Source organism: Paenibacillus aceris (assembly GCF_017874035.1).
GTDB lineage: Bacteria > Bacillota > Bacilli > Paenibacillales > NBRC-103111 > Paenibacillus_E > Paenibacillus_E aceris.
This window is the reverse complement of sequence record NZ_JAGGKV010000009.1, coordinates 121,703-145,563: the sequence shown is the minus strand read 5'-3', so window position 1 is coordinate 145,563 and position 23,861 is coordinate 121,703. Positions and strand designations below refer to the sequence as shown.

The 23,861-nt window shown below is 46.9% G+C and carries 15 protein-coding genes and 1 pseudogene; 2 read left to right on the top strand and 14 right to left on the bottom strand.

From position 1 onward, the window contains the following. Window positions 1-302 precede the first annotated feature (302 nt). Window positions 303-1,172, top strand: a complete 870-nt coding sequence (locus tag J2Z65_RS18075; RefSeq protein ID WP_167057757.1) for a pentapeptide repeat-containing protein — start codon at window positions 303-305, stop codon at window positions 1,170-1,172. A gap of 59 nt (window positions 1,173-1,231) precedes the next feature. Here the strand turns inward: J2Z65_RS18075 and J2Z65_RS18070 are convergent, their stop codons facing one another. The 3 genes from J2Z65_RS18070 to J2Z65_RS18060 all read right to left on the bottom strand — a co-directional run bounded on the left by J2Z65_RS18070 (window position 1,232) and on the right by J2Z65_RS18060 (window position 5,165). Continuing rightward, window positions 1,232-2,812, bottom strand: a complete 1,581-nt coding sequence (locus J2Z65_RS18070; protein WP_240159682.1) for an extracellular solute-binding protein — start codon at window positions 2,810-2,812, stop codon at window positions 1,232-1,234. A 266-nt stretch (window positions 2,813-3,078) separates the two neighbouring features. Further along, complete coding sequence (locus J2Z65_RS18065; protein WP_240159683.1) at window positions 3,079-4,695, bottom strand: glycosyl hydrolase family 18 protein; 1,617 nt, start codon at window positions 4,693-4,695, stop codon at window positions 3,079-3,081. Window positions 4,696-4,763: 68 nt separating this feature from the next. After that, window positions 4,764-5,165 (bottom strand): NUDIX hydrolase, encoded by a 402-nt coding sequence (locus tag J2Z65_RS18060; RefSeq protein WP_167057762.1) that lies wholly within the window; start codon window positions 5,163-5,165, stop codon window positions 4,764-4,766. A 113-nt stretch (window positions 5,166-5,278) separates the two neighbouring features. On the opposite strand from J2Z65_RS18060, the gene J2Z65_RS18055 reads away from it, so the two are divergent. Continuing rightward, window positions 5,279-5,716 carry a DUF6376 family protein gene (locus tag J2Z65_RS18055; protein ID WP_167057764.1) on the top strand — a complete coding sequence of 146 codons (438 nt, stop codon included), beginning with the start codon at window positions 5,279-5,281 and terminating at the stop codon, window positions 5,714-5,716. A 77-nt stretch (window positions 5,717-5,793) separates the two neighbouring features. Here the strand turns inward: J2Z65_RS18055 and J2Z65_RS18050 are convergent. The 11 genes and pseudogenes from J2Z65_RS18050 to J2Z65_RS18000 form a co-directional block, all read right to left on the bottom strand. Beyond that, window positions 5,794-5,952: pseudogene (locus J2Z65_RS18050) on the bottom strand (cupin domain-containing protein); the annotation flags it as partial. 79 nt (window positions 5,953-6,031) lie between these two features. Then, window positions 6,032-6,874 (bottom strand): class I SAM-dependent methyltransferase, encoded by an 843-nt coding sequence (locus tag J2Z65_RS18045; protein ID WP_240159684.1) that lies wholly within the window; start codon window positions 6,872-6,874, stop codon window positions 6,032-6,034. A gap of 19 nt (window positions 6,875-6,893) precedes the next feature. Further along, window positions 6,894-8,606 (bottom strand): acyl-CoA dehydrogenase family protein, encoded by a 1,713-nt coding sequence (locus J2Z65_RS18040; protein WP_167057766.1) that lies wholly within the window; start codon window positions 8,604-8,606, stop codon window positions 6,894-6,896. Between the two features lie 126 nt (window positions 8,607-8,732). Then, the gene (locus tag J2Z65_RS18035) at window positions 8,733-9,236 is read right to left on the bottom strand and encodes a hypothetical protein (RefSeq protein WP_167057768.1); all 504 of its coding nucleotides are present in this window, start codon (window positions 9,234-9,236) and stop codon (window positions 8,733-8,735) included. Between the two features lie 117 nt (window positions 9,237-9,353). Then, on the bottom strand, window positions 9,354-10,040 hold the full coding sequence (locus J2Z65_RS18030) for a DUF7002 family protein (RefSeq protein WP_167057770.1): 687 nt from the start codon (window positions 10,038-10,040) through the stop codon (window positions 9,354-9,356). Window positions 10,041-10,145: 105 nt separating this feature from the next. Beyond that, a complete protein-coding gene (gene cysI, locus J2Z65_RS18025) occupies window positions 10,146-11,864 on the bottom strand; it encodes an assimilatory sulfite reductase (NADPH) hemoprotein subunit (RefSeq protein ID WP_167057784.1) in 1,719 nt (572 codons plus the stop codon). A gap of 34 nt (window positions 11,865-11,898) precedes the next feature. Beyond that, window positions 11,899-13,725, bottom strand: coding sequence for an assimilatory sulfite reductase (NADPH) flavoprotein subunit (locus J2Z65_RS18020; RefSeq protein ID WP_167057787.1), 1,827 nt, complete (start codon window positions 13,723-13,725; stop codon window positions 11,899-11,901). 246 nt (window positions 13,726-13,971) lie between these two features. Next, window positions 13,972-14,850 carry a polyamine aminopropyltransferase gene (gene speE / locus J2Z65_RS18015; protein WP_240159685.1) on the bottom strand — a complete coding sequence of 293 codons (879 nt, stop codon included), beginning with the start codon at window positions 14,848-14,850 and terminating at the stop codon, window positions 13,972-13,974. Next, window positions 14,847-16,127 carry an S-adenosylmethionine decarboxylase related protein gene (locus J2Z65_RS18010; RefSeq protein ID WP_167057793.1) on the bottom strand — a complete coding sequence of 427 codons (1,281 nt, stop codon included), beginning with the start codon at window positions 16,125-16,127 and terminating at the stop codon, window positions 14,847-14,849. Before J2Z65_RS18010 ends, speE begins: the two co-directional genes overlap by 4 nt. Window positions 16,128-16,896: 769 nt before the next feature. Continuing rightward, complete coding sequence (locus J2Z65_RS18005) at window positions 16,897-18,102, bottom strand: SGNH/GDSL hydrolase family protein (protein ID WP_240159686.1); 1,206 nt, start codon at window positions 18,100-18,102, stop codon at window positions 16,897-16,899. Between the two features lie 454 nt (window positions 18,103-18,556). After that, window positions 18,557-23,755, bottom strand: coding sequence for a phosphodiester glycosidase family protein (locus tag J2Z65_RS18000; protein WP_167057796.1), 5,199 nt, complete (start codon window positions 23,753-23,755; stop codon window positions 18,557-18,559). Window positions 23,756-23,861: the final 106 nt, after the last annotated feature.

Genomic DNA, 23,861 nt, shown 5'->3' with positions numbered 1-23,861 from the left:
GCACAAAATGGAAATAATAGCCAACCATCACGCTTCATTATGGCTTACAGAAGGTTAGCTTGCCTATAAACAAAACCTCCAATAGCATTGATAATAAAATCAATCGATGCTCAAAATCTGTAAATTCATTGATTTTTCGTCCAAATAAACAAAAAAAATCGCTCAAAGCAGCGACTCTACGATCCTTGAAGCAAGTTTAGTTATAACGATTTTGTACGGTTGACGAAAAGGAACCTGAATTATATATTTTAGATAACATGAATAACATAGTTACTTCACACCTTGCTTAAGGAGGACATCCATTGTCTGAGCAACAGGATTACACCGAACCTGTCCCCGACAGGATCAATCACCGTCTGCGGGCTGATTGTGAAAGCTGCTTCGGCCTATGCTGTGTCGCACTGCCGTTCGCCGCTTCGATCGACTTTGCAATCGACAAGGCTGCCAGCCATCCCTGTCACAACTTGCTAGGAGACTTTCGCTGCGGCGTGCATCAAAATCTGCGGGAGACCGGCTTTCGCGGATGCACCGTATACGATTGTTTCGGAGCCGGACAGCAGGTTGCGCAAGTCACTTATAGGGGACAAGATTGGGTGCAAGCTCCGCACACCGCGAAGCAAATGTTTGAGGTGTTCCCGATCATGCGTCAGCTTCATGAACTGCTCTGGTATTTGACAGAGGCTCTGGAGCTGGAACAGACACGTTCGCTGCATGCAGCACTCCGCTCAGCACGCGATGAAACGGATCGTTTAACCGCTTTAAGTCCCGAAGCGCTCCTGGAACTAGACATCGCAGCGCACCGCGCCGAAGTAAATGTCCTGCTCTTGCAGACGAGCGAGCTCGTGCGGGCTGGCGTTCATCGACAGCAGAAAGGCTCGAGGGGACGCCAAAAGAGCTACGACCGGGGAGCCGATCTGGTCGGGGCCCGTCTTAAAGGCGCCGATCTCCGAGGCGCTTATTTGCGGGGGGCTTACCTGATCGCTGCGGACCTTAGCGAGGCCAATCTGGGATCAGCCGATCTCATTGGCGCCGACTTCCGGGATGCCAATCTCAGTGGGGCTGATCTCACGGGAAGCCTCTTCCTCACGCAGTTTCAGATCAATGCAGCCAAGGGAGATGCTAGCACCCAGCTGCCGTTGACGCTCAGCCGACCGCCTCACTGGACCGCATAGACAAAAAGAGGCTGTGCCAGAGAAGTCTTTTCAGACCTCTGGTACAGCCTCTTTCAAACTTATTTCCACTTCTGAGCTTCTGGTCCTCTGAGCTTAAAGCCGCTTTTCTTCTGATACAGATCATTCGCAGCCTTCAATGCGTCGTTTCCTCCCTTGGACTTCCACTCTTCAATCACCTTCGGCCAATCCGAGATCGGCTCTTTGCCATACACCATTTTAACCATGTGCGAGAGCAGAACCGCCGGAGCCGTATCGGATAATGGCGCTATGTCCGGGTTTTTCTGCATCGCTTCCAAAATCGGATCGAACTCTAAGCCACCGCGTCCTTCATTCGGTAAAATCGTTTCAAACGTTTTGAGCAAATCCTTGCCATCCTGCGTTGTGTTCAAAATTTGTTTGCGGAACGCGTCGTCTTTGACCAAGTGAAGGAATCCGCTCAAATAACGCTGTTCGGAAACCTCAGCATCCGTTTTCGGCTCTGTCGGCAGTGTCAAATCAAACCATTTGTCCGCTTCCTCTGACGCTTGCCACTCGAAAAACTTTAGAATGCCAGGAATTTTATCTTTGGCTGTCTTCGCATTAATCAAGTACGAACGGGCTCCCGAAGAGTACAAGTACCCGCCACCTTTGCCGTCTGTGCCTACCGGAGATGGAATGATTTTGATCTTCGCGTCGGGGACGGCCTGCTTTAATTGCGTTTGCCACTGCAGCAGTTCCTGCGCATTCATTTCCCACATGCCGGCTTTACCTGACAAAATAATATTTTTAAAGTTCGTCGGGTTGATCGTCGCGAATTCTTTGTTGATCAAGCCTTCATCAAACATCGTTTTGTACGTTTGCAGCGCCTTTTGCATATTTTCCGAATCAAAAAACTTCGGCTGTACCTTTCCGTCAACGACTTCAAATTGGCTGAGGTACGGATATACATCATAAGCGCCAAAGAAAATATCCGCATATTTAAAATCCTGTCGGCCCATAAACGGATGCTCAACACCTATTTTCTTAAAGGCGCGCAGCATATCCATGTATTCATCCACAGTTTTTGGATCCTTCGTAATGCCGGCCTTTTGCATCAAATCTTCACGCACCCAAGTTGCCCGGCGGGAAGGCTGAGAAATATACTCCGGAATTGCGTAAATTTTCCCGTTCAGCGTAACTTCATCCCATGCCGCTTGCGGAATCGTTTTCAACAGGTTTGGCGCATACTGCTTGATCAGATCATTCAGCTCCAGGAAAACGCCCGCTTGCACAGAGCCTGCCAGCTCTTTGCCGCTTGTGCTTGCTCCAGCTTGCACGACATCCGGGATGTCGCCGGTCGCAAACATTTGTACCATCTTTTTCTCGAAATCTGCATGAGGAACAAGGCGAATATCAAGGTCTGTATTGGTTTTCTTCTCTAACTCTTTTACCCATTTGTCCTCATTCAGATTGGCTGCCTTTTCGACATAATCAAAATTGAGCGTTCGCAGGGAAATGCTAAACTTCGTTGGTCCTTTCGGTACATTCGGTGTTGTTGCGTTCTCCGCTTTAGGCGCTGTCGTTGACACTGCCGGCGTCGTGTTGTCCGTACTCGAGCAGCCAATCAATCCAACGGTTAGTAGGGAAGCCATCGTACATGCCATCCATTTCGACCTTCTCATCGTACCCCTCATTCCTTTACATGTTATGATTTAACGAAAGCGTAAAGCGCTTTCTGTTTAACCCGGAAATCGTCGGTCATCAGTATCATAAATGTCGGCATGCACAATGTTGTAACCGCTTCCAACTTTTTCTGCTTTTATCGTATACGAATCCGCGCCAACCTCATATAGGGTTCCTTTAGGGGTACTCGGGTTTTTTTTAGGTTCTCTGGCTCATTCATTAAATAAAGACTGTCGACCCAATGGATACGACAGTCTTTGCACAATTATTTTTCTTGAAATAATGCCCAATCAGAATCGGTATAGTTGCCCATGTACCACAAGGAAATGCCTTTCAGTCCATAAAACTTCGCAAGCCATAATTTCTTCTCTATACTTGTCGTGTCTTCATAGTACACTTCGTGGCTGCCACGGTCATCTTGAAAAGTAATCTCTCGCAGAAAAAACGGCAGGCTAACAGACTGATTGACTCCCGGCGCCATTAGCCTCTTCTCGACGGCCTCAATCTCCGGATTCATTAATTCGGATTGGCCGTTTGCAGTTATCCATTGATTAGCCTGTTTGGATACTCCAAGCACGAGCTTTTCTTTTGGAACGGAGGCAAGGGTTCGTTTCACGGCATCGTTTACGAGTGGCAGCGGCGCAGACGGAAGTTTACTGTCAAGATGAGTAAAATCATACGCCATTAGAATAACCGTGTCCGCTAAAGCGCTGATTTCTTTCAGATCATACCCTTTATAATAATATTCCGGCTGGACAGCAACAGATAGCGGGTACGTAGGAAGTGCGGCTTTCAAGGCTTTAAGAAATAGGATATAGTCAGGTGCGCTAGCTTCGTCCATGAGTCCCTCGAAATCCATCGTCACCCCTGTGAAACCATATTTGGAATCGGTAACGACAGCTTTTAAAGATTGGATAAATGCTTTCTGAGCGGGTTCGTCCTTCAAGAAATCCTTCAGATTCTTCTCCCCGTAATAAACCATCAAATCTTTGTTGATCTTGGCTGTATTTGCTGATTGAACAACCTCTTCCCATCCGGTTGGAATGCGATATTCCGTCGAAGCTGTCTCCAGTTTAGCAGTCCCTGTCGCCGAGTATTCCAGATGCGACCATCCAAGAGTTACTTGATTCAATAGCGGCAACCGTTGTATCGCTGTATAGGAACGAATGGCGTAAAAGCCTACTTTCTCCAGCTCCCGCGCAGCGACTTCTTTATTAATTAGACGGTAAATGATGGCAGCTGCCTCTTTACGGGTTAGTGATTGCTGAGGGTGAAAACCCGTTTGATCACCTTCCATGATCCCTTGATTAACAGCATAGTAGGCATATGGCCCAAAGTTCTCCTTCATGGCTTCCCTGTCCACAAAGCTTCTCTTCTCTTTCTCCGCTTTCCAGCCTTGAGCCATCCAACGGTCGCGAGCCTCGGCTGTTTGAGAATCGAGTAAGGCTTTGCCGACAACGCTTGCCACCTCTTCTCTCGTTATCGCAGTTTCCGGATGGAGCTTGTGCTCGGAATCCAGCATAAAATCGATCCATTTCCGCTCAAAAGCGGCGGCTACGTAAGGATATGACCACCGTCCCTGTTCGATATCCGCAGGAGCTCCCGCTACAATGGTGGATGAAGCAACTTCTTGTTGTTTCGCCGTCATCAACAATTTGATGAACGCTTCCCGTGTCAGTATACCATCCGGCTTATAAGTAAGATCCGGGTATCCGTCAATAATACCGATCGCGGAAAGCGAATAGACCTCATTTTGAAACCAATCTTGATTGGATACATCCGTAAAAGGCTTAAAAGAAACGTCATAGGCATAAACGCTTCCAGTCGAGACCAATACGAAAAGTGCAGTGGCTTGAACCACAACTTTTTTGAATATTGACAATGCAATTCTCTCCCCTCTGTCATAATTTGACGTCAAAAGGGAGGAATAGTTGCACAACATTCAATTCCTTACGGCAGCAGCTTCTTCTCATGCAAGTGATCAAATATGATTTGGACCACACGAGATACGCGCTCCCTGTCCTTGTAGGACAGCCACTCCAATTCATCGATTTCGGAAGCGGCACTCAGTTCGCCGTCGAAATCTGCCGTATAACAAGCCATTTTTACAACAATACCTTCTGCCTTACCGTCCGCTTGTGCTTCGAAATCCCCAAAATGCGCGACGGTTTCCGGTTTAATGCGTACAGAAAGCTCCTCCTCGATTTCCCGGATCAATGTCTCGGTATCTGTTTCTCCAGGGTCTCTTTTGCCTCCCGGTAAATAATAAAGCTCTTTCCCTTTCGAGCGTGTACCCAATATTTGACCGTCAACGATACGGATCAACGCAATTTTATCAATAAATGCCGACATATCTAAATGCTCCCTTCCTTTTCCTTGAAACTCTATTTTCTAGCAAAGCGTATTAAAACAATACCAAACAATACATGTTTTCTCAAATTACATGGGAAAGGAAGTGAATTTGAATGAGAAAATCAATGCTGTTATTGGTTGTCCTATCAACCATGATGCTGGGAGCATGTTCGTTCCTTGATGGAGCAAGCCAATCAGTGGACTATGTGAATCAAGCTACGGCGCATATAAATAAGCTAAGTACATTTGCTGAGCAAGCCCCCCAGTTGATCAAAGACGCCGCTACGAATCCTGAGACGAAACAGGAGCTTGAAAATCAATTACTGGCATTAAAGACACAAATCGAACAATTTAATTTAAAAAGTGTCCCCGCATTCGCAAAGGATCTGCATCAGCAGGTTGTAGACAAAAATAAAATCTTGTTAGACGAGATTAATCAAGTGATTGAAAATGGACATCTGGTGCTCGATAAGATGCAAAACTCCCAAATCCTCACGACCATTAACGACATTACAGGCTTAATCAATCGGATCTCAAATCTGGGAGCATGACAAACAGGAGTTAAGCAGCTTGATTCTGCTTAGCTCCCTTTTTTTGGGGCGATACTCGGACTTCCTAACATTGCAAAAGGTACATAGCCGGCATCGCCTGCTCGATAGTCGAAAGTGCGGGAATTCCCATTGCCGACAAACACCGTCATCCTTCCTTGGCCAGCAAGGTAATATTGCCATTCTATGTAGCGTGACGTCTGCGCATGCATGTACATATCTTCTATAGCAGAAAACAATAATATTAATTTTGATTCTACTGGGAATCTTTTATGAAAGTAAAACGGCTATGATGAATTTCATCATAGCCGTTGTGACCTAGACCACGCCCATGCGCAGCCGGTATCCGAACAAAATCTCCCGTTCTTCACCACCGAAAGCCTCATTTACTTGTTCACGAAAGGCCGTCAACTCTTCGCGCAGTTCATCTGCGCCCAATTTTAACGCGGTTTGCAAGCCCCCCTGACTAAAAGCAAGGTTCGCATAGCGCTCAGCGCTGCAAGTTTCCCAGTTATGAAAAACGATCTCTCTCGCATATCGGAATAAGCCTGAGCTGCGAATTTGCTGCAGATGCTCCTCTTTGTTCCATTTGTGGGCCTGCTGCTCCGTCGGAGCCAGCTCCAACGCACGTGCGTCCCCTAAAGTAAGGAGTCTCTTGTACTCCTCCTCAATTTTCCAATCGAACACTGGCGGCCAATCGCAGTCATATGCGGCGAATACACCGCCGGGACGGAGTACGCGCGCAAACTCGCGCAGAGTACTTTGCGGATCCATCCAATGAAACGATTGCGAGCAAGTGATGACATCGGCGGATGCAGATGGCAGGTCTAACTCGTGGGAGAGCCCTTTTACAAATTGCATATTGTCCGGTTTATTACTCGCCTCCCACTTGCTAACGGCTACCGCGCGCATATCGTCACTTGGCTCAACGCCAATGATTTGTTCTGCTTCATTCAGCCATAAAAAAGTCGAAAGACCTGTGCCGCATCCTACGTCAACGACCGTTTGCGGTTTTCGCTGCAAGTATGTTGTTAACAACTTAACGACTTCTTGCGGAGCCGTGGGACGATTCTGATCGTACAACGCGCCGAAGCCGGCAAAACGCTGTACATTACTCGTGCGTACGTTCTCAATCATGGGCACATTCACTCCTTCATTCATCTACACTCCTGATTATACCTCATTTTATATGTCCAAAAGCTGTAATTGCTTGAAATTCATTCTGCGAATACAATTCCGGCTTCAGTATTTCTGTGTCACTATTCACATTCAATGTCAGCCTCATCCAAATCTGAATAATACGGATACGGCGTCCATTCCCTTCTTGCATAACATCATACTGGCTTTCTTCCAGTAGATGAACAGCAGCAAACACATCATACATCACATGTACCAGCTTTTTGATCCCTGCTGTTTGGCAATGGCTGTCCAACTGTGCGAACTTATCAAAGAGTTCTTGAAGCCGCAGCACATGTCGATGCACTTCCGTTCGGAGCTCATCAAGTTCCTTAAGATCAATGGCTGCAAGAGTCTCTTGCAGCGCCGCGATGAAGGCCTGTGAGCCGCCCTTTTTAAGATTTTTCAACACTTCAAGCGACTGGATATTAGCTGTACCTTCCCAAATCGGATTAACGAGCGCATCTCGCAGCAGTCGGGCAAGCGGATACTCTTCGATATAACCATTTCCCCCAAGCATATCCATAGCTTGCCTAGCCGCAGACACTCCAAGCTCACTTAATCGATACTTGGCTAGGGAAAGCAGGATTCTCATAACAGAAATGTCTTCCTCTGTCCCGGTGCCGTATGTGTGGACTAGGTCAAATCTTCGTATCATTTGTGCAGTAACAGCCCAGCCTGCTTCAATTTCCGCCATAAGCGCAGCAAATGTTTCTTGAATCATGGGATAGTCTATGATCCGCTTCCCGAAAGCAGAGCGCTTGTGAGCGTAAAGAATAGCTTCAAGGTAAGCACGGCGAGCGACAGCCAGTCCGCCAAGGGCTGTGTCTATGCGCGACACATTCAATGCTTCCGCCATGTATTTAAAGCCCTCCGCCTCCGAACCGATCAGATAGCCAATTGCTTGATTCAAAACGAGTTCACCGCTAGCAACTGCACGAACCCCTAATTTATCCTTCAGCCTCCGAATCGTGATGGGGTTGCGACTACCGTCCGGCAAAAACTTTGGCATTAAGAACAAGCCAAGGCCGCGTGTGCCAGGTATTTCATTGATACGTGCCAACGTGATCGCGATTTCAGCATCACAGTTGCTGGCAAACCATTTTTGACCTGATAGCACATAATGATCTCCTTGCTTGACCGCTCTCGTCTCCGTTGCTCCTACGTCTGAACCGCCTTGGATTTCCGTCAAAAATGTAGCGCCTTGCGCAATATCCTCTACCTTTGGTGAGGCTAATCGTGACAAATACTTTTGTTTTTGCTCTTCGGAACCAAATTTCTCAATAACGAAAGCTGCTGACTGTGTCAAAGTTACAGGACATGCGAAACCAGTCTCCGCCTCACACAACAGATACAACAAAATACTATTCACGAAGAACGGAATCTTCTCTGGTGCCTTCTGATCGTATCGTAAAGCAACGACACCGGAACCGAAGCCGTCTTTTACCGTTTGCAAATACCCTTCGTTGTACCAAATTTCGTTAATCTCTTCACCTTGACGGTTATATCGAATTAATTTTGGCGCACCATCCCGATCCGTATGCACGGCTCGCTTATCTATTGGACCTGCAGCAAGACGGCCTGTTTCTACAAAAGCATCCTCGACATAACGCATAACCGCTTCCGATACGTACCGCTTCGCATAACGGGTCACAATGGGGTCATCTATGTACCAGTTCGCATCATTCGCACCCTGCCATTTCGAGTAATCCAGCATTGACCTTCCTCCAAATCTATGAATCTATGTTTCTATCTTCTATGATATGAATTGAATAGATAGGTTTATGACAGGCAGATATGACAAAAGAGCCGCCAAGGCAGCTCCCCAAACTTCCATAACTAATTAATCCATGATCACCTTTTTTAATAACTCATCTACTTTAGCTTGCATGCTGCGTACCGTAGTTTTCTTATATTGCATACCGAGCCGGAGCACCTTCAGCTGCTGTCTGCGCGAAAGACTGCGAAACCGGGGCTCACGTTTCAAAAAAGTACGAATGATCGACCAACTGCTAACGGTCACTCGATCCGAGCGTATGTCAGGAACGTCATAAGGAAGCGGTCGTTTTCGAAATTGATTAACTAGCTTCCCCAAACCTGCCGACATCTTACTCTCATCGACTAAACACACCGCTGTTTGTTTATTCGTATGCTTTTTAAGGAAGTTAAAATGATGATGTCCATCTAAAATGACATAACCTTTCGCTTTTTTGCTTTTCTGAACAACCATCAGATGCATGAGATCTTGCGCGACTTTTTTTAAATCTTTTTTTCGACCCGAGGTTTTGGTTATGGTACTTTCCGGCTTAATCTTGCTTAGAGGTATATATTGCACCATATATCTCATCCGTACCCCTCCTCGTCACCGCTGTTTACAGACATCAATTTGTTTGATGTAACAGTGTATGAGGGATAGTGTCGGGTAGATGCTTGTTCACTCGAAATTCGTCGTCAGATGTACGATCTAGATTTCAACCAAGTCCAACCATGGCTTTATCAAAAGCCTCCAGCCAACAGGAGGTTCCACACTGCCGCTCACATAAACAGCTGTTAACAACTCAGTCACACCACTCATCTTGTTTTTAATGAGGACCTCTCGTATCTGCGATGGCGTACTTGGCACTAGATCATTCTTTACGAGACTAAACTCTTCAAGAGGCAAAAACATCGCCAAACTCTTCTTGTAAGAACAATGCTTGGGAAATCGCGGCGAGCTGCCTGAATCGTATTTAGATAGCATTGCGACTGAACGGTGCTTGTTCAGCAAGGTATAAGCATCGAATTCAAGAACTGCAAAGGCCTCATTCGGCTCTCTTCGAGCGTAGGTGGCCATCATTTTTTGACAATCCTTCAATGTAGGCCATAAGAACACATGCCGGTCCAGATACGCCCGAAATTGTTCTTGCGTTGTAGAAGCATCGATCATACTATCAGCGATTCTCAAGTGTGAATTGATCGTGATCCTTTGATCATGATAATTGATATCCTCTGGCTCTAACCGCCGCGCGCCTCCATAGAAGGGTTGGATACTATAACTGGAAAATAGCGTATCAAAATGCGCAATAGCCTTTAAATTCTTTGCTCGTGTAAAATGGTATAAGCTTTTCCTGCTTTGAGCTTTTGTTATTTGTAATAAAACAGCTTCGTCCATCCTGTCTGCTCCTTGTACACCAAACCTTTCCATAGGTTACCTCAAATAAAAAAAGACTATCCGTCAGATCTTTTCAGACCTTCGGGACAGCCATGTTATTAAGGTTTATGCGTGAAAGTCTTGACCGGAACGAACTTCCTTCACATAGCCCGCACGAATGACAAAGTCACCGAAGTGCTCGCCATCCCAACGTTCTTTGGCATATTGCGTAATAATCGGCTGAAGCGACTGCAAAATCTCAGCTTCGCCAATGTTTTCTTTATACAGCTTGTTGAGTCGGTTGCCGGCATGGCCGCCACCTAAATACATGTTGTATTTGCCAGGTGCTTTACCGATGAACGCAAGCTCTGCCAGCATCGGGCGTGCGCATCCGTTCGGGCATCCTGTCATACGAATGGTGATTTCTTTCTCACTCAAACCGGCATCTTCCAGCATCGGCTCGATTTTTCCCATCAATTCAGGCAGGTAACGCTCGGCTTCCGCCATGGCCATGCCGCATGTTGGAAGGGACACACAGGCCATGGAACTTCTGCGTAATGCAGAGTAATGAAGTCCATCTGTAAGACCATATTCCTTGATTAAATCTTCGATCTTTTTCTTCTTCTGAGCGCTCACGTTTCCGATAATCAAGTTCTGGTTCGCCGTGAGTCGGAAGTCGCCGCCATGAACTTTCGCGATTTCGCGAAGACCGGTCAGCAATTGGTTTCCTTCCTCGTCTTTGATGCGTCCATTTTGGACGAACAAGGTGAAATGCCATTTGCCATTGCTTCCTTTTACCCAGCCATAACGATCCCCGTTGTCATCAAATTGATAAGGTCGAGCGGCTTCAAGCTTCCAACCTAGGCGAGCGGTTAATTCTTCAACGAACCATTCAATGCCGCGGTCATCAATCGTATATTTGAAACGAGCATGTTTACGCACCGAACGATCCCCATAATCGCGTTGAATCGTAACTGTTTTTTCTGCCAAATCAACGACTTGATCCGGTGTCACGAATCCGATCACTTGGGCAACCTGAGGGTAAGTCAGCGTATCGCCATGCGTCATGCCCATGCCGCCGCCAACTGAAACGTTAAAGCCCTTCAATTTGCCATCTTCCACAATCGCGATAAAACCGAGATCTTGCGAGAATACGTCTACATCATTGGAAGGCGGAACAGCGATACCAATTTTAAACTTACGCGGCAAGTACACTTTTCCATAAATCGGTTCTTGCTCAACGTCCTGGCTGTCTAAGATCTTCTCTCCGTCCAACCAAATTTCATGGTATGCGCGTGTCTGCGGATCCAGATGATTACTGATGCGGCAAGCCCACTCATAAACTTCACCATGCACATCTGAAAGGTATGGATTAGGATTACACATAACGTTACGGTTAACGTCACCGCAAGCTGCCAGCGTGCTAAGCAGCGATGCATTAACTTCCTGAATCGTCTTTTTCATGTTCCACTTCAGAACACCGTGAAGCTGGAACGATTGACGCGTCGTTAAGCGAATTGTGCCATTCGCATATTTCTGTGCGACGCGGTCCATCATTAGCCATTGGTCAGCTGTCACAATTCCGCCAGCCGCACGTACGCGCAGCATGAACTGATACGCAGGCTCCAGCTTCTGCTTTTGACGTTCGTTGCGCAGATCCCTGTCGTCCTGCATATAGCTGCCGTGAAACTTCATCAAGCGGTTATCATCCTCGGGGATTGATCCCGTAATGGTGTCTAGCAGTGTCTCCTCGAGACTTCCCCGCAAATAGTTCGTTCTCTGTTTAATATGTTCAACTTCGCTATGCGGTGCGCTGTTTTTCGACAGTAAATTGTTTTCTGACATATCGCTCTCTCCTCTAGCAATCAACGGACTCGTCTTAGTAGACGTCCCGCTGATAGCGTTTCTGCTGTTGCATCCGGGACAAGTATTCAGCAGCTTCTTCCGAGCTGAAACCGCCCTCTTGTTCAATAATCTTTGCTAATGTTTCATGAACATCATGGGCCATGCGTTTCTCGTCCCCGCAGACATACACGCTGGCTCCTTCTTGCAGCCATTGATACAGTTCCTTGCTTTTCTCAAGCATACGGTGCTGTACATACACTTTTTGATCGGTATCGCGAGAGAACGCAACGTCCATACGCGTTAGAACGCCATCTTTCAACCAGCGCTGCCACTCAATTTGATACAGGAAGTCTGTTGAGAAATGCTGATCTCCGTAGAACAACCATGATTTGCCTTCCGCACCCGTCTCTTCACGCTCGCCTAAGAATGCACGGAAAGGCGCTACTCCTGTTCCTGGTCCAATCATAATGATCGACGTATCGGGGCTTTCAGGTAATTTGAAATTAGGGTTGTTTTGAATGTACACCGGCAATGTTTCGCCAGCTTTCACTCTTTCTGCCAATTGTACGGAGCAGACACCATAACGTTCACGTCCACGCGCTTCGTAGCGAACTGCACGGACGGTCACATGCACCTCATCCGGGAAAGCTTTCGAGCTGCTGGAAATGGAGTATAAGCGAGCTGGCATTTTACGTAGGACAGCAATAAATTCAGCAGCCGGAATACCCTTAAGCGAGTAATCTTGAACCAAATCCAGCAGATCTCTGCCGCTGATATAGGATTTAAGCTCTTGCTCATGTCCTGCTGCTACAAGTCCATTCAGGTCTGTATTTATAGTCAATTTAGCAATTTGCTCAAGCAATGGCTTCGTTAATACAGTAATCTCAAAGTTACGGGTTAATGCGTACCGAACAGAACGTTTGTCACCGTTTTTGTTGATGGTAACGGACTCATCGGCATCCCAGCCCATTGCTTCGATTAATTCGTCGACAAGACGAGGGTGATTTTCCGGATAGATGCCTAGGCAGTCGCCTGGCTCATACTGAAGGTTTGATCCCTCCAGGGAAATCTCCACATGTCGAGTTTCGCGGTCTGAGCCGCGGCCGTTCAGATTCAAGTTCTCAAGAACTTCGGCCTCAAAAGGGTTCGTTCTTGAAAATTCGGATTCAGCGCCACTAGCGGAGCTAGCAACAGCTCCACCCACAGCTGCTGATGAAGATGCTGAAGATGCACTGAGTGAGCTTAGCACACTGTTCATCCATTCTGCTGCCGGTTCATCGAAATCTACATCGCAATCAACGCGAGGCGTAAGCGGCTTGCCGCCTAACTCACCCAAACGCTTGTCGAAGTCTTTCCCCGTTTGACAAAAGAACTCATACGAAGTATCACCAAGCGAGAGCACCGAGTACCGCAAGCCATCCAGTTGAGGCGCTCTTTTGCTATGAAGGAATCCATGGAATGAAATGGCATTGTCCGGCGGAACCCCTTCACCATGGGTGCTGACAAGAACCAATAAGTTTTGCACCTTTTTCAAACCGTTCGGCTTGAAATCGGACATGGAAGAAAGCGTTACCTGAAAACCTTGTTCTTCGAGTTTTTTGGAAAACTTCTTAGCTAATCCTTGTGCTTTACCGGATTGTGATCCGAAGAGCACCGTAACTTCTTTGGAAATTGCCTCAACGTTTGGCGCCGCAACCGCTATAGGCGCTGAGCCGGCACTTACCGATCCTGCCGCTCCATTAATTGCAGTAAAATAACCGCTCAACCAGACTCGTTGTGATTCTGTCAGCGTAGGCAGTAGACGATTTAGCAGTTCTACCTGCTCCTGATTAAAAGGACTGTTTGTTACTTGAAGTTCCAACAAAATCCACCTCTCATATGTTGCAGTAATAAGAAAATCCCCAATTAATTTGTCACATATTATTTCACTCTCTTGAAGCTATCATAGGTTTACATGTAGGTCAATTATAATGAATTTATAAGTTCTATCAGATTAACTGATATGGCAATTTTCGACGATGTAAGCGCACAAAAAAAACCCGCTCCAAGAGCGGGTTTCACGATGAAAAGAGTTATGAAATGTTACCTTCACAATGCATATATACTGTTATTTCAAAATGTTTTTGATGTATTTTGGTAACACAAAGGATGCCAGAAACGTTTCAGGATCTATATATTTCGTATCTTTACACGGCAATCGAGTTAAATCCGCCTGAAGCGGGTCCCACTTTTTTGAAGCAACAACAAAACTCCATATTCCCCCGGGAAACGTTGGAATAGAACATACATAAGGGTGTACGATGGGAAACAGCTTGCTCAAGCTGCGAACCGTATTTTTCAAAATACTCGTATTATAAAAAGGAGATCCTGACTGGAAAACGACGATGCCGTCCTCTGTCAAGCTATCGTAAACGTATTGATAAAATTGTTGTTTATACAGGCTGGTTGCTGGTCCATAGGGATCTGACCTGTCTATAAGCAGCACATCCAAATTATTTTTTTGTTCTTGAATCCACTTATACCCGTCTCGATATATCATTCGGATACACGCTTCCCGCTCATCGCCGCTATCTTTTGTCATCCATCTTCGGCATACTTCAATAACTTGTTGATCAATTTCAACTACGTCTATTTGCTCTACACTTTCATACTTCAATGCTTCACGAGACGGGCCGCAATCCCCTCCGCCGATCATTCCTACTCTTTTAGGTTCGCGGTGAGTGGTCATGGCAATGTGCGTAATCATTTCATTATAAATAAAGCCATCTTTGGTCGTGACTTGAGGCGTTCCATCGAGAACAAGCATGCGACCGAATCCTTGCGTATCCACGATACTTATTTCTTGAAAGGGAGATCGTTCATAGTGGAGCAGCGCTTCGACTTTATATCCGACCTCCATATCAAGCTCCGGTATATCGTCCCATAGCCACAGGTCCTCATCGGATTCTTTGTAATAGCCTGTCAATGTATTCTTGTTATTCGTCAAGTGTAAGTCCCCCCATCCCATCGTGAAACCCTATCCAGTAAAAGTCCTTCCGACCTATTATTTTCTCCTATAACAAAGTCTTTCATATAATAAGAAAGATACCTGCCATAGCCGCTATCCGTTTGCGAGAGCAGTTCATCAACAAAATAAATGCCATTCGGAATCTCATCAAGGAGCAGCGTAGAAATGGCCCCATAGATGCCGCATGCTACCTGGAAATAAGTGGCACTTATCTTGTACTCGGAAAAAATGTGTTGATTACTCATGGCATTGTACATAAACCGTTCCTTGTCTTTATAAACAAGAAGCACGCCTACTAGATCTTCTCCATCCAGTGGGGCATCCGCAGGGTCTAACACTTTATGATTCCAGTCCCAGAGATCGTCAGCATTGGCGAGATTCGCACGTATCAGTTCCGTTGTATAATCATTTACTCGATAAATAAAACCTGTTTCCATGTTATAGGCTTCCCCCAAAGCGAGAACCTCTTCATGCGCCATCAAGCATCCGCTAAATAGTTTGTTTCCAAGCGAAACCTTAAAATCCAACCCATAAACATCTTCATAAAGAAAAATGGGCATTTTATGCTTCATAAACATTGGATAATTAACTAAGGCTTCATCCAAAAAGCATTCAGGGGACCATGTGGAATAAATCGTTTTCGTTTCAGCCAGCGATTGATCTGAATAAAATGAAGTATCATGTTCAACGATGTAACATCCGAGCGGTGTTTCGCCGGGAGATTGTTTCATTAAGTCCAAAGCCATCCATTGTACGACACCAGGATTCATGCCGGATCCAATAATGGCTTTCATATTTGAGATGCGTCCTCTATTTTCTTGGAAAATGCGATATCGCTCCAATAATGTAAACCCTTTAAGCTCTTCCTCGTTATCGTCCACCATTGTATTCTCTAATGCGGAATTAATATAAGGAATGCCCAATTCATTACAGCATTGAAGCATATCTACGGTGTCTGCCCAAGAGATGTCAATAACAATCGTTGTTTTCGTGCGAGTTAAGTGCTGACGAAATCTTTTCAAATTTCTCAAGTCAAACTGATGTAACGTTAGTGCAGGACTTAAATGGGGAAGAAAAGATTCATAGTAGGCTATGTCCTTTTGGTTGTGGTCAATCAAATGAATGTTGCATTGATGGATAAACGCATGAATAGGATCATTGACATCCTGAAACGATTTGTCTAAAATGCAAAGAATTGCTTTAGCCACCCCACCAGCGCTGCCAAGAATACTAATTGTTAATTTCTGATTGTCCATCTATGCTCAGCTCCTATAATCAATAAATACAAATTGCAGAACGAAATCATCATTTCACTGTCGCAATCCCGGTAGTGCCCCTCATTTGCGATTCTTTGTAATTATCTTTAGTAGGATATGTCCCGCTTTTACAATTTGACAGAGTCAGCTATCTTGGATACACAAAAAAGCAGCCCTCACAGAATACTCCGTGACAGCTGCTTTTTGCCTGCTATGTTTCATCATGCACGATTTCAAGCGAATCTTCACAACCTCATCAACGCTCTCCGCTCAGCTTGGGGTCTGCATACAGAGCAAACACCAACTACTCTCCCCTGCTCGTCTGAGTAAAAGGCCAGCTTTTTTTCCTTCTTCCGGCAGAAAGAACAAGCTTTTTTATTAGCAGTTGGAGCCTTTGAAGCCTTCTTAGACTGATACAACGACATGTTAATTACTTTCGAAGTCTCGACTTTATCTCTAACTTTGCGAGTCAGTATAAACACTCCGAACAACATAAGTAAGAGCACGGGGATTAGAACGATAAGATAAAGCATGGCTCATCCTCCCTAACATAAAATGTAAGATTCCTTTCAGCTCACTTGATCCTCTAGGGACGTTACACACAGATCTAGAGGTAAGCAATGCGCCACACGGGTCCCAAGCCCAGTGCTGCTCTGGAAGCGAAATTGAGCCTCCTCGCCATTATCCATTTGCATACGGGAGACCGGACTGCTGGACTTTAATCTACTATGTCAAATGAATGATTGTCTCTGCAACTGAAAATGTCGGATCAGATATTCCCAAGGTCATCTTTGGTGCTTTGCGGATCGAACGAATTTTCTTTAGTTTGTCCCAAAATCTGCTGAAGAATAGGTGTCAGCCCGTCTGCCATCCGCAGAAAACCAAGATCAGTCGGATGAGAGCCATCCACTGTGCACTCTTGCGCTTCCTCCCCCAAAAGATGAGAACCGTCGCAGAAATAAATGTTGGCGTCATTTCTCTCACGACGCTCCTCCACGGTTCGTTTCGCAATTTGTTTGCGGTCCGCGCGATCCTTCGCCATCTGAGCTTCAAATCGTTCTTTGGCATGCGTGATACGGGAAATCACCAAAATAGGCGTCGTCCTATGCCTTTCTCTATATATTGCAATAAAGTTGGGCAGCGTTTGCTGAAGCAGCTCAGTCGACACATTTGCCTCGTAATCCAATATGAGACATGCCGGATCTTCGATTTCAGCCAGAAGATGGGCAAGTTCAGGCTCGCCTTTCCCGCTCCCGGAAAAACCCAGGTTAAGGAACTCTATATTGAAGCGGCGCGATAAAATGTTCGTATAGGACATCCCCGGACGGGAAGCGCAAGCTCCCTGCGTAATGGAGGTTCCGTATACGATGACCTTCTTCTTGCTCTCGTACACCGGCGGAGGAAAAAGTTGCGCTGCCGGGTCCAAGCCGATCCAGAGCTCATCTACCCCCTGGTACAGTGGGAAATTCAGAGTAATATCCCGTGTTTCTCGGTTCAAATTCGCAAATAAAACGCTTTCGTATTCTGCTAGCTGGTGATCGTATTTGGTCGTGCCGTAATACATTTGTTCGCCCGGTCCTCCAAGGTAGCAGTCAAATCCGCACTGACCGGTAGCCGGCATGTGGTACATGTCCGCAGCGCCTTTTAGCTTTACCTTGACGGAGAAAGAGATTGCATCTGTCGTAAAGCGAATTTGGCCGCCGGATGTGCAATTCGCTAACAGATTGACGGCCTGCGGCAGCTCCCAAGCTGGTTTCTCTGGAAGCCGGCGATATCGCCCCTCTCCCTGCAGCCATCCAAAACCGGCTATTTGAAACGGTGGCTTCAGCGGTGAGTGCCAATAAAGACTTTTCTCATTAGTCTCAATCTGCATGTTCGAATCTAATTGCATAGCGTTAATGGACTTATTATCGCTCATTAGAATGACGACCCCATTTCGTTTACTTTTACATGCTTCTGTACAAATTTTCGTCATGCTGCTGTTTAATCCTTTTTTTCTCCGAGCCAAAGGTGATTAAATGGCCAAAAAGAATTCTAAGCAGCCCCTTGGCCTGGCAGGAGAAAGGAGGGGATCCTCGTCGATGGGCGCATCTGCTGGAGACAAACTGCACATAAGGGAACTGCAGTTCGCTATGTATGCAAAAAACGGCGAGGCCCCAATTATAAGAGAACTACAGGGCCTTATTCCAACGAAATGAGCTCTCTCTTCACTCAAATGGCGAAATAGAGGAGCACAGTTCCCTCTCACCGGCTAAAAGGGCTGCATTCAATAAAATAGCGCCCTGTCGTCGTTCCCTTAACTGCGCCCGAGGCCGTTGAATTCGTAGCTCTGCTAAACGAAGCCATGTTCGGACTGCACCGTGTAAAAAAGAGACTGCCCCCGGGATCAAGAGCGACCCTGGGAACAGCCTCATCGGATGTTTTACTTCTTATTCCATAATTTTTCTGGCAATAGCCACAAGATCGAGAATATCGATTACTCCGTTTCCGTCGTAATCCGCAGTTTGGATGGAACTCCAATCCGGATGTGTGCGATCTTTGCCGTAATGAACTGCTGCGATCGCTAGGTCGCTGATCGAGTATTTATTGTCGTGATTGGAGTCGCCTGGCAAGCCCCTCGGAACGGTTACCTCGACGCGCACACTTGACGGCGCCGCTATGTGTTCATTTCCATCGGCATCCCCCATGATCGCGCTGGTAACGGCGAGCGAGCCGCTGGCGGTTTGCGCGATAGGCTTCGCGCGGAAGTTCAGCTCAATGAAGGCTGAATCGGTAGAAATAGCGTGCGCAAGCCCTTCACTTATGACTAGTAGACGAATATCTCCGGTAGCTTGAGTCGATGTGCTAATGATCTTCACGCCATCTGCGGTCGTTTTTGCATCCACGAACTCATAAAGATTCGAATCGTAATGGAATTGCAGATCCTGAGCCAGTATTGGCTGCTGTATATTCTTCAACCCAAAGCGCAGTGTGAAAGACTCGTTCGGCAGGACGCCCGAAGGACCGGAAAGCGTTGTTACCGTTTGCTGAACGGCCCCTTTTTGAACGTGGATCTGAGCCTGTACCTGCCGCCCGCCATATTGTGCCGTAAGCAAAGTACTGCCCTCGGAAAGTCCCGTCACCATCCCGTTGCTATCAACGGCTGCAATGCGTTCATCTTCTACATGGAAGGAGGAGGATGCCGTTACATTTTGAGCTGTTCCTGAAGGGCTGTAGGTTGCTGTAACGACCGTTTGATGAGTCTCTCCGACTTCCAGGTTATAAGAAGGACTATCTGTGCTTAACGCAAATGTCTCCGGTGCGGCCGATTTCTGCAGTGTAAACTCATCCACAATGCGTCCGCCAACGGTTTTGGTGACAACCTTCATTTCATCGCCTTGAATATCGACAACCGCATACATTTGTGTATTCTCCGCATCGGTCACTTTCTGCCAATCTCTAGCTGTAAGCGAATAGAACTTAGGTCCTGTGGAGCCTGCCACCATATAGGTAGTCCCTTGCCCCTCGGCGACCGGTTTGCCATCTTTCATGGGGAAAGTTCGCAAATAAATATGATCGTGTCCGTTAATGCCAAGATCAACCTTGAATTCGTCAAATACCGGCACCCACTGTTCCCGAACGATAGCCGTGTCATAGATACTACCGTAGGGACCTCTGTGGAAAGCAACCACCTTCCACTTCTTCGTCGTGTTTGCAAGATCTTGACGCAGCCATTCCTTCTGCTCCTCATAGGCATATTCACTGTTGAGAACCACAAAATGCATATCTTTGTAGTCAAAAGAGAAGTTTGTCCCCTTAAGTGTGCTAACGCCGTTGCCCGGCTGGTTGAAATGAGCAAGGAAATCATTATTTTCCCGCATGCCCATCACTTCATGATTCCCGATAAGAGCAACAAGCGTCTTATTCATTAATTTGTCCTGCGCTGCGCTAAACCACATATTCCATTCGCTTTCCTTAAAACCGCTATCAATCATATCGCCGGCATGCACCATGAATTCTGCGTCCGGATGCTCTTCTACGGCTTTGTTAACGGTATTCCCCCACAGTTTATAGCCATTCAAATCAGCCGCTTGCGAATCGGCAAAGTAAAGAAATTTCGTATGATCGCCATTCGCGGACGTTGTTTGAAACGATCCTTGACTGCTCACATTCCCGTTTCCGTCCCCGACACGGTAGACGTAGCGTGTATCTGGTTCTAATCCGGTAGCACTCGCTTTATGGACACGAACCGTCCCTAAATCATACGTATTGTAAACATAGCTGCTGCCAGTAAGTTTCATGACATTCGCTTGCGAAAAATCAGTAAATTTCGCAGCCTTGGCGATTTCAACGACAGTAGATTCAATTCCTGGATGTGTATGCCAAGCAAAATACCTCGAAGTCGTCGGATCATCCCCCATTGTCATGCTTATGTTGTAAGGTACTTGCGTACCAGCCAGTGGGGACACCTTGAAGTTCATCAGTGGACTGAACTTTTGGTCTTTTACGGCTTGCAGTTTGTACTCTTTTACGACAGATGTCAACGTGTTGGTCTCTAAAATACCTTGTGCATCAGTCACACCAATTTCAGTTCCATCAGCAATCAGCTTTGCATCTCCCACAGCCTGCCCTTGCTGATCTTTCACCGTAAACTTGGTTGTATAGCCTTGCACCACGCCAAATTCATCCCAGCTTAATGATAGATGATGCTTGATCGTGGAGGTGATCGGCAGACCAAAGAAGGCGAAATGTGTCTCTCCCGAATCCGTGAACCGAATGGAACCGGAACGGAATGCAATGTCGTGCGACCCAGTGGCATCCGATTTAACGCGGTAAGAGATTTGACCTAGAAGATCATCGTCCGTAAGCGCAGCTGAATCGATTCCTACCCAGTTTAATCGAACCGTACCTTGCGCTGGATCAATCGCTGTTTGCCACATACTGTCGGTAAGCTTTCCACCTTTGATTGCTTGCAGCCCTTCGACTTTTGTTTGATCAAAGGCGAATTCGATTTGGCCGTCGCGGATTTTTGATGCTTTTACCCCTTTAATATCAAGCGTGTACGTATTCCCGGCGTAAGTCTCCGTGGGAGCTTGATATCCGATCTTGGGAGAGCCCGTGTCAACGGTGAATGTCCATTCCTTCGTCGTTTGGTTGCCGGACAAATCTTTGATCTGAAGCTTAACCTTGTGTACACCGTCAGCTAACGGAACCTCAGGCGTATGCCAAATGCGTCCTTCCGGTGGGTACAAGGCATGCGAAACGAGATGATCATCCAAATAAAACCGAATTTTATCCTGATCAATCAGCGTTGTGCCTGGATTCGTCTCGTGATTGTAGCCGTAATCTTCGCCATATGCACGAATGGTTGGTGTGTTTGTATGCACGGTTGCGCCGTCTGCAGGCGTTATATTGCCCAGTATCGGCGGATCCATATCATCCTTGGCCGGTCCGTACAGCGCGCGGATTTGATCGATATAGATGATGCCCGCATCTTTCTTGGCCGCTTGCGTTTCCATGTATCGGACAGGCATATCGATTGTAAGCGGCAGTGCCCTTCCTTTCGGAACGACAGCTTCTACGTATTTCCAACCGGTCCAGTTCACTCCGATATTCTGGTCTGTAAAATCAATCGGAATCGTCCCGTTCACATCCCTGAGCTGCGCTCTTAGCCAGTGCGTGCGCCCGTCCCCGTACACCCACATGCTGATTTTCTCCGGGTATCCCGGAATTTGAATACGGGAAGCGATATCCTTAGCCGTTAAATAGGCACCGGAAGTACCAGGCTTGCCTGTAAAATCATACTCAAGCTTGAGGGCTTTGCCGCCAAACCTCACGAAATCCTCATTCGTCTCTATGCTTGCAATGCTTTTTACCGCTTGTGCAGAGGAGCTTGCCAGATAATTGCCCAGTCCATTCTCAAAGTCTTCAAGTATGACGGGCGGCAAACCTACGTTTACATCCATTGATGTTTCAACTCCATGATAACTCACATAAATTTTACCGCTTTTTTCGGTTTCTGCCGTTGCCGTAAACGTCCCATTTGCATCAATCGTGCCAATCGGCCCCTCTACACGCCAGGTTAGTTTACTGTTGTCTGCTTGCACAACTTGGCCGTTTCGAAGTGCGGTCACCGTTAAAGCCGCCGATTTGCCTGACGCAAACGTTTTAACGCTATCAGGGAATTTCAACGCAGTTAACTCGTCTACCACTTCTACAGTCGCTTTTCCAGAAGCTAGCCCCGCTCCGTTAACGGTCAATTCGGTCGTTGCTGCAGATGAGCCTGCAAGAAATTTACCTGAACTGTCTACTGTCCCTGCGGCAGAATTCAGCACCCACGAACGCTCTCCCGTATAAGAAGCCGGGTGTCCTGACTCATCAACAGCCGCAGATTGGAACGTATAGGTTGAACCAGCAAGAACACGCTCAAAATTGGGTTGAATCACCAGCTTGGAAGCTGCTCCCTCTGGAGCCTTGTTAACGAGCAGCAAGCCGTTAGCCGTCTTCCTTTCTCCGCCGTCAGAAGGTCTGTTCATGACTTGTCTATCAGACTGTCCCGGGAGTTTGACCACAACCGTCGAAGAGCCGCCGCCGTCTAAATTCAAAGCTTGAACAACGCCGAGTTTTTTCATCAATTGGCCTAACTCTTGCAGCTGAACCCCTTCACTAAAGCCGGGGCTGCGGCCATCCACCTCGAACATCACAATCGTTCCGTCCGCTTTGGTGCCGATGGCCGACCGTGGATGAACAGCCGTATCGCCATTCGGCTGCACGACACCATCCTTCACCAGCAGCTCAGAGCCGCCGATTACCATTTTCACATCGCGCCATGCCGCTTCTAGCTCAAAGCTAGCTGTCACTTCATCGCCGAGGCTAAGTCCGCTGAGTACTGTTCTGGACGTGCCTGCTGCGGATAACACCACTTTGCCTTCCGTTAGCGCACTGTTACCCTTGTCCTTGTGGAGTTCGGCTACTTTGAGCTTCATCGTCTGTCCACTTTTTACATCGCCATCAAGAATGTCCAGAACAACCTCATCGCCAAGATCATTCGTCATCGTCGAAGTGTAAAAATCAGACGAATACAAAACAAGAGTATCCGCGCCTCGCAAACGGTTTATATGCGTGATTGGCGTCGTTTTGCTACCAATCGTGACTGTCCTTGTCAATTTGGGACTCGGTCCGAACAAGCTTGTTCCGTCAGCTTTTAGACCAAAAGCATACCAGTCGCTGGGTGGACTCGTTAAGATCTTCCCGTCTCCCACGAACATGCCGAGCGGAATGCCGTTTGCCAAATCGTAGAAATCTCCATTAATTCCTGCGATTACTCGGTTACCGGGTTGGTCGGCATCGCTGGCCATTTTTGACACGCCTTGCATGCCGTAAACTTTGCCATCGGTTTTCCCAGGCTGTAAATCCAGCTTTCCTTCTTGTGGATGGAACTCAATAGTATGCACTTTCTCAAATCCACGATCCAGCTTCATATCATACCAGTTATACATAGCGCCAGAGGCGATTTCCATTTGGCGCGAATCAACAATTTGACTCTCCAAGTCCGGTATTGCAGCGTGAGCAGCTCCATAAGGCAAAACCATGGATAAAACAGAAACGCCGCATAACCAGTTGGAAAGTCGGTTGCGAAGCTTTTTCATTCACGAAGCCTCCTTTTAGGCATTTTTGGATTAAGAAATGCCCCACTCCCTAGGCCATGTATCTTGCACATAGCAGTATGTCTAAGGAGAGGGGCAGAATGTCGTT

What these genes read in the sequence shown, in the direction of transcription:
- J2Z65_RS18070 (WP_240159682.1), bottom strand. Translation starts at nt 2,812, where the DNA reads ATGAGAAGGTCGAAATGGATGGCATGTACGATGGCTTCCCTACTAACC.
- J2Z65_RS18060 (WP_167057762.1), bottom strand. Translation starts at nt 5,165, where the DNA reads ATGTCGGCATTTATTGATAAAATTGCGTTGATCCGTATCGTTGACGGT.
- J2Z65_RS18055 (WP_167057764.1), top strand. Translation starts at nt 5,279, where the DNA reads ATGAGAAAATCAATGCTGTTATTGGTTGTCCTATCAACCATGATGCTG.
- J2Z65_RS18045 (WP_240159684.1), bottom strand. Translation starts at nt 6,874, where the DNA reads ATGAATGAAGGAGTGAATGTGCCCATGATTGAGAACGTACGCACGAGT.
- J2Z65_RS18040 (WP_167057766.1), bottom strand. Translation starts at nt 8,606, where the DNA reads ATGCTGGATTACTCGAAATGGCAGGGTGCGAATGATGCGAACTGGTAC.
- J2Z65_RS18035 (WP_167057768.1), bottom strand. Translation starts at nt 9,236, where the DNA reads ATGAGATATATGGTGCAATATATACCTCTAAGCAAGATTAAGCCGGAA.
- J2Z65_RS18030 (WP_167057770.1), bottom strand. Translation starts at nt 10,040, where the DNA reads ATGGACGAAGCTGTTTTATTACAAATAACAAAAGCTCAAAGCAGGAAA.
- cysI (WP_167057784.1), bottom strand. Translation starts at nt 11,864, where the DNA reads ATGTCAGAAAACAATTTACTGTCGAAAAACAGCGCACCGCATAGCGAA.
- J2Z65_RS18010 (WP_167057793.1), bottom strand. Translation starts at nt 16,127, where the DNA reads ATGGACAATCAGAAATTAACAATTAGTATTCTTGGCAGCGCTGGTGGG.
- J2Z65_RS18005 (WP_240159686.1), bottom strand. Translation starts at nt 18,102, where the DNA reads ATGACGAAAATTTGTACAGAAGCATGTAAAAGTAAACGAAATGGGGTC.
- J2Z65_RS18000 (WP_167057796.1), bottom strand. Translation starts at nt 23,755, where the DNA reads ATGAAAAAGCTTCGCAACCGACTTTCCAACTGGTTATGCGGCGTTTCT.